The sequence below is a fragment of the Rhodopseudomonas sp. genome (assembly GCF_048594845.1).
In the GTDB taxonomy this organism is placed as follows: domain Bacteria; phylum Pseudomonadota; class Alphaproteobacteria; order Rhizobiales; family Xanthobacteraceae; genus Rhodopseudomonas.
On sequence record NZ_JBMDXE010000040.1, the window covers coordinates 1 to 5,758 of the forward strand.

Sequence of the window (5,758 nt, forward strand, 5' to 3'; positions counted from 1 at the left end):
GGTTTCTGGGTCCTCCGCTTGGGGGGTGGTGCAGGGCCTTTTGTGCCGCGCGGCCGTGCCCCTTTCCCCCGGGTAATCGCCCGCGTCGGCGGGCGACCCAGTATTCCAGAGCCCGTCGGCGAAGCACCGTCCGCTCCGCGAGTTATTGCGAGGCGCGCGCCCCTCACATCACCGGCGGCTCTTCGCTTTCCGCGCGTTCGATCAGGTCCTCGGTCGGGACCAAGTTGCTGCGCGGCACCAGGAAGATCATCGAGGCCGCGCACGCCGCGGCGAGGCCGCACACCGCGATGTTGAGCGGCAAGGGCGTGGCGAAGTGGCCGCCGAGCCAGGCGCCGAATTGCGAGCACAGCGAGCCGATGCCGAACTGGGTGAAGCCCATCAGGCCGGAGGCGGTGCCGGCGGCCTGCGGGCGAATGCTGATCGCGCCGGCGGTGGCGTTGGCCATCACGCTGGCGATGCCGAACATGATGATCATGTGGGTCAGGAACAGCCAGCTCGGCACCTGATTCCAGCCGAGCACGCCCCAGATCAGATTGAGCAGGGCGCCGCCGATCTGCATCGCGAGGCCGAACCAGATCAGCTTGTCGAGCGAGTAGCGCGGCGAGAACCGCACGCAGAACACGTTGCCGAGCAGATAGGCGAAGCCGGAGCTGGCGAACCACGCGCCGTATTCGGCGCTGGTCCGGCCCATCTGCGTCACCACGACATAAGGGCCGCCGCCCGCGAAGGTGAAGATGATCGCCGAGGACAGCACCTGGCACAGCATGTAGCCGATGAACGCACGGCTGCCGAACAGCGCGCCGACATTGCCGCGAAAGCTGCCGGGCGCCAACGGATCGGCACGGCGGCGCGTCTCCGGCAGCGCCAGCGCGATCGCGGCGGCGACGATGACGGCGCCGGCGGTGACGACGTAGAAGATCGCACGCCAGCCCAGCGCGGTTTCGATCAGGCCGCCGAACAGCGGCGACAGCATCTGCGCGATCATCATCACGGCGATGACCAGGCTGAGCATGCCGCCGACCCGGTCGCGGCTATAGAGATCGCGGATAACGGCGCGGCTGATCACCATGCCGGACGCGCCGCCGAGTGCCTGGAAGAACCGCGCGGCGATCAGTTGCGGCAGCGTCTGCGCGAAGATGCAGCCGACGCTGGCCACGACCATCAGCGACAGCCCGGCAAGCAGCACCGGACGGCGGCCAAAACGGTCGGACAGCGGCCCCATGATCAGCTGCGAGCAGGCCAGCCCGACCATGTAAAGCGACACGGTCATCTGAGCGACCGAGATATCGCTGGCGAAATCCTGCGCGAGGATCGGCAGCGCCGGCACGAAAATGTACAGCGCGATCGGCGCCGCGCCGTTCATCAGCACCAGCAAAAGCAGCAACAGCTTCGACGGCGGCCGGTCACGCATGGTGGCGTCGATCCTGCCATATCTACCGACGATGCCGTGCATGAAGGGTTCGGTTCCCGAGAAGCGTTGCGGTGCGAGTTGTCGGTGAGCGACCGACTGTACCGTGCCGGATGCGCCCTAACAGGCCGTTTTCGGCATACGGCTATGCGGGGAGGGCCGCGACCCGCGTGGCGCCTCTCTCGTGAAGCCCGTGTCCCGCACAAAGGCGCAGCGCGCAGCGATGCGCCGCAGATGCGGGACCCCGGTTTGTCTCACGCGACGCCCGCGATAACCGGGGCCCCGGATCTGCGCAGCAGCACTGCGTGCTGCAGCGCGTCCGGGGCACGAGGAGGTTAGTGCGCCAGTGGCGCGGTCGCCTGGTCGAGCCAGAGTTGCGTCGGGCCGTCGAGATGCGGGCGCACCAGCTCGCGGACGCGGGCGTGGTAGGCGTTGAGCCAGGCGAGTTCTTTCTGGCTCAGCATCGCGAGGTCGATCAGCCGGCGGTCGATCGGCGCGAAGGTCAGCGTCTCGAACGCGTTCATTGGCTTCTCGGCGCCGTCGACCTGCTTCTCGACGACCAGCTCCAGATTCTCGATTCGGATGCCGAACGCATCCGTCTTGTAGTAGCCGGGCTCGTTGGACAGGATCATGCCGCGCTTCAGCGGCGTGGTGCCGAGCTTGGAGATCCGCGCCGGGCCTTCGTGCACCGATAGGTAGCTGCCGACGCCGTGGCCGGTGCCGTGCTCGAAATCGATTCCAGCTTGCCACAGGAATTGCCGCGCCAGCGTATCGAGCTGCGCGCCCGTGGTGCCGTCGGGAAAGACGGCGCGGGCGATCGCGATGTGGCCGCGCAGCACGCGGGTGAAGCGGTCGCGCATCTCGGCGGTCGGCTCACCCACTGCGATCGTGCGGGTGACATCGGTGGTGCCGTCCTGATACTGCGCGCCGGAATCGATCAGCAACAGATCGCCGGGCTGAATGCGGCGGTTGCTCTTGCGGGTGACGCGATAGTGCACGATCGCGCCGTTCGGCCCGGTGCCGGAGATGGTCGGAAACGACACGTCCTTGAGCGCGCCGGTGTCGCGGCGGAAACTCTCCAGCGCCTCGACCGCGTCGATCTCGGTGAGGGTGCCCTTCGGCGCTTCGGCATCGATGAAAGCGAGGAAGCGCACCAGCGCCACCGCGTCGCGCTGATGCGCGGTCCGGGTGCCGGCGATCTCGACCTCGTTCTTCACCGCCTTGAGCAGCGCCACCGGATCGGCGCCGCGCAGCGGTTTGCCTCCGGCATCCTTGATCAATCGCGTCAGCGCGTCTGCGGCCGTGGCGCTGTCGAGCGCGATCGCGGCGCCGCTCTGCGCCAGCGCCTGCAGCGCCGATGTCAGCGCTGAAGGTTCGGCGACCTCGGCGGTTTGCTCGAGATGATCGCGGGCGCTATTCGAGAGCTTGCGGGCGTCAATGAAAATCGTCGGCCGGCCGTCTTTCGGCACCAGCGCGTAGGAGAGGGGCAGCGGCGTGTGCGAGACGTCGGCGCCGCGGATGTTGAAGGTCCAGGCCACAGCATGCGAATCCGACAGCACCAGTGCGTCGGCCTTCAGCCGGCCGAGCTCATCGCGAATCCGGCCGAGCTTGGCGGCTTCGCTCTCGCCGGAGAATTCCGCGCCGTGAATGCTGACGGCGCCGAGCGGCGGAGCGGGACGCTCGTGCCACACGGCGTCGATCGGATTGCTGTCGACCGCGATCAGCTCCGCGCCGGCTTTGGCGCAGGCGGCCTGCAGTCGTTCGACTGCCGAAGAAGTGTGCAGCCACGGATCAAATCCAAGGCGGTCGCCGGCCTGCAGATGCGCTTCCAGCCAGCGCTCCGGCGGCGGTTCGACCAGCGACTCGATCGCCCACGCCGCGGTGTCGACCTGCTTGGCGGCCTGCAGCGTATAGCGGCCGTCGACGAACACAGCGGCTTCGCGGACGAGAACGATCGCCAGTCCTGCCGATCCGGTGAAGCCCGTGAGCCACGCCAGTCGCTCTTCGGACGGTGCAACGTATTCATTTTGTTGCTGATCTGCGCGCGGCACGACGAAGCCGGTGAGTTTGCGGCGGGCCAGCTCCTCACGCAGCGCGGAGAGCCGCGCGCCGAGCGCGACGCCGGCTTCGGGATCCTCGAAGGTCTGGAAGTGCGCTTCGAACATCGCTCTCTGTTTCCCTTGCTGCGTGAAACAATATGCCTGCGAAAAGCTTTGCTTATGGCACGAGTTATGCTTGATTTATCGGGCCTGCAAGCAACAGGCGCGAGTGCGCCCGCACTCTGATAACGCGTCCGGGATCAACCCGGGAGTGTCTCAACTCAACGATGAGGGGATACACATGCCTGCTTTTTCATTCGAGAAGATCGCTCCGCCGGCTCGCCCGAAATCCGTCGCCAAGACGCAGACCGACGACAAGAAGCCCCGCGGCGTGATTACCCAGATGTTGGACCGCCTGTCCGACGCGCGAGTGAAAAAGGGTTCGCCGCAGTCCGGCGCTCACGTCCGCTTCCCGACCAAGCCGGCCGAGTAGGCCCGTCGACCAAGCCTGCCTCAGGTTTGCCTCAAAAGGTTTTCGCCAGCAGCAGGCTGCTCCAGCCTTCGATCACGATCTGCCGCAGCAGCACACAGCCGCGCGCCCGATAGGCGGCGATCACGCTCTGCGCCTGCGGCTGCAGCAGCCCCGACAGGATCACCAGCGCCGACGGCGCGAGATGCTCCGACATCGGCTGCGCCAACGCGCGCAGCGGATTTGCGAGGATGTTCGCCAGCACCAGATCGAACGGTGCATGCGCGGCGAATGCCGGTGAGGCGAAGCCGGTCGCCCATTCGGCGATCACCAGATTGCCGACGCCGTTGAGCCGGGCGTTTTCCTTCGCCACCGCGACCGACTGCCGATCGATATCGGTCGCCAGCACCGGCTGCCGCAGCGCCTTGGCCGCAGCAATCGCCAGCACTCCGGTGCCCGTGCCAAGGTCGAGCACGCTGCGCGGCGGCCCGGCGCGCAGCACAAGATCGAGCAGCGTCAGGCAGCCGCGTGTGGTGCCGTGATGTCCAGTACCGAACGCCAGCGCGGCCTCGATCTCGATGCCGAGCTTGTTGGGCGGGATGCGCTCGCGGTCGTGGCTGCCGTGGACGATGAAGCGGCCGGCCGGGACCGGCACCAGCCCTTCGAGACTCGCGGCGACCCAATCCTTGGCCGCGATCGTCTCGACGGTGATCGCCTTTGCGGCTTCTTCGCCCGCAGCTTGCGCGACGAGATCACGGATGGCGTCGAGATTCGGCTGCTCGCCGAAATGCAGCGCCACCTCCCAATTCCGATCCGGACGTTCGAACGCTGCGATCGCCATCTCGGCTTCGTCGAAGCATTCGCCGAGCAGATCCGTAACGCGGCGGGCAGTCGCCTCGTCGCCGAGGATGAAGCTGGCGCGAACGGTGGGGGCGAGATCAGGCATGTGAGGTCCGACAGGTTGGCGGCTGCTTGCCGCTCGCGTGGTTCTTCAACACGGGATCCACAGCTTGTGCGCCGAAAAGGCGGGAGTTGTCCATGACTTACCCACAAGGTTGGAAGTGTCGGATTCGGCCCGCGCGAACACGGTCAGGTCAGCCGCGAGCGATTTCACGTCGTTCGTGAGTGTCCCGCGTGCTCCACAGGGTTGCGGTATGCACGTGCCGCTATGTGTCCCGCGAGGCACATGGCCATGTTCTGGCCTTGATCTCCCGGCATTTCGACCGGGCCGCTGACCGTTGCTGAGAGCGACCGCAGCCATTCCCCAAATGATCAGCCATTCGAGGTGTGATGATCAACGCTAACGACGTCCTGTTTTCGCGCGCCATTCGGCGCAAGAGCCTGGCCGTGGCGACCGCTGTGTCCGCCCTGCTGGCTCCGGCTGGCATGCCCGCCGCTTTCGCAGCCGACCAGGCCGCTGCGCCGATCCCGGTCGATTGCGTGACGATCCGCTATTACGTGAGCGAACACGGCAAGGCCAAGTCGATCGCCTGGGCGGTCAAGAACGGCTACAGCTGGGCGCAGATCGCCGAAGCCAAGCGCTGCCTGCGCGGTTGAGCCGGCGTCTCAGTACATAAGTTTTCCACAACATATCCACAGGCTTGCGCACAGATCTACCCACACGCTGTGAACAAGCTGCGGTGATCGCTGAGAATGGCGACCGCCGCGTTGTGGCCCGGGGCGCCGGTGACGCCGCCGCCCGGGTGGGCGCCGCTGCCGCAGTGGTAGAGACCTTTCAGCGGGCCGCGATAGTCGGCGTGGCCCAGCAGCGGGCGCGCCGAGAACAACTGGTTCAGGCTGAGCGCGCCGTGGAAGATGTCGCCGCCGAGCAGGCCGAACTCG

Annotated in this window: 5 protein-coding genes and 1 pseudogene; 2 read left to right on the forward strand and 4 right to left on the reverse strand. The window is 66.8% G+C overall.

The window, feature by feature from the left end; genetic code table 11:
• Positions 1–163: 163 nt before the first annotated feature.
• Positions 164–1,453, reverse strand: a complete 1,290-nt coding sequence (locus ACOJTD_RS02270; protein WP_420131319.1) for a multidrug effflux MFS transporter — start codon at positions 1,451–1,453, stop codon at positions 164–166.
• 290 nt (positions 1,454–1,743) lie between these two features.
• Positions 1,744–3,573: an aminopeptidase P family protein gene (locus ACOJTD_RS02275; RefSeq protein ID WP_420131320.1), complete on the reverse strand. Its 1,830-nt coding sequence runs from the start codon at positions 3,571–3,573 to the stop codon at positions 1,744–1,746.
• Positions 3,574–3,748: 175 nt separating this feature from the next.
• Between ACOJTD_RS02275 and ACOJTD_RS02280 the strand changes: the two genes are divergently transcribed.
• Positions 3,749–3,940 (forward strand): hypothetical protein, encoded by a 192-nt coding sequence (locus ACOJTD_RS02280; RefSeq protein WP_420131321.1) that lies wholly within the window; start codon positions 3,749–3,751, stop codon positions 3,938–3,940.
• 31 nt (positions 3,941–3,971) lie between these two features.
• Here the strand turns inward: ACOJTD_RS02280 and ACOJTD_RS02285 are convergent, their stop codons facing one another.
• Positions 3,972–4,862: a 50S ribosomal protein L11 methyltransferase gene (locus ACOJTD_RS02285; RefSeq protein WP_420131322.1), complete on the reverse strand. Its 891-nt coding sequence runs from the start codon at positions 4,860–4,862 to the stop codon at positions 3,972–3,974.
• Positions 4,863–5,206: 344 nt separating this feature from the next.
• Here ACOJTD_RS02285 and ACOJTD_RS02290 point away from each other — a divergent pair, with 344 nt between their 5' ends.
• Positions 5,207–5,473 (forward strand): hypothetical protein, encoded by a 267-nt coding sequence (locus tag ACOJTD_RS02290; RefSeq protein ID WP_420131323.1) that lies wholly within the window; start codon positions 5,207–5,209, stop codon positions 5,471–5,473.
• 56 nt (positions 5,474–5,529) lie between these two features.
• Here the strand turns inward: ACOJTD_RS02290 and ACOJTD_RS02295 are convergent.
• A pseudogene (locus ACOJTD_RS02295) lies at positions 5,530–5,758 on the reverse strand (FAD-dependent oxidoreductase); the annotation flags it as partial.